The 548-nt window shown below is 65.7% G+C and carries 1 pseudogene; it reads left to right on the top strand.

The features are described 5' to 3' along the window. Positions 1–216, top strand: a pseudogene (locus BIU82_RS16980) (phosphoribosylformylglycinamidine cyclo-ligase); the annotation flags it as partial. Positions 217–548: the final 332 nt, after the last annotated feature.

Below are 548 nucleotides of genomic sequence, written 5' to 3'. Positions count from 1 at the left end.
CGCACCCTGAACCTGGGTGTCGGCATGGTGGCCATCGTGTCCCCGTCCGTTGCGGATGCCGCCGTGGCACGCCTCAACGAACGCGGCCTGCCGTCCTGGATCATGGGTACCGTGTCCGCGGACTCTGATTCGATCGACAAGAGCGGCCCGGACTACGTCCAGGGTGCCAAGGGCGTCGACGGCGGCGCGGTCCGTTTGGTGAACGCCTACGCCTAGGCGAACGCCGGCTTTCTAGTCCACTCCCCCGCAACGCGGGGTCAGTTACGGCCCATGTTTGGTATCAACATGGGCCGTAACTGACCCCGCGCTGCTGTTTTTGGAAGTAGCCCTGTGGATAACTGATTTTCGGCCTCCGTTTCCGGGCAGACTTACCGCATGGTCCGCCTCAGCCCCCTGCCGGAAGACCTCACCCGGCGTCCGTTCACTGTCCACGAGTCGCGCGCCTTGGGTGTGCCGCCGAAGCGGTTGAGGGCCAGGGATGTGTCCGACGGCGGCCGACTGATCCATCTGCCCGCCGGCCGGGAGTTTGCACTCGCCGAACGTGCACG

It is taken from the genome of Arthrobacter sp. SW1, assembly GCF_001766675.1.
In the GTDB taxonomy this organism is placed as follows: Bacteria; Actinomycetota; Actinomycetes; order Actinomycetales; family Micrococcaceae; genus Arthrobacter.
This window is presented reverse-complemented; position numbering and strand designations above follow the sequence as displayed.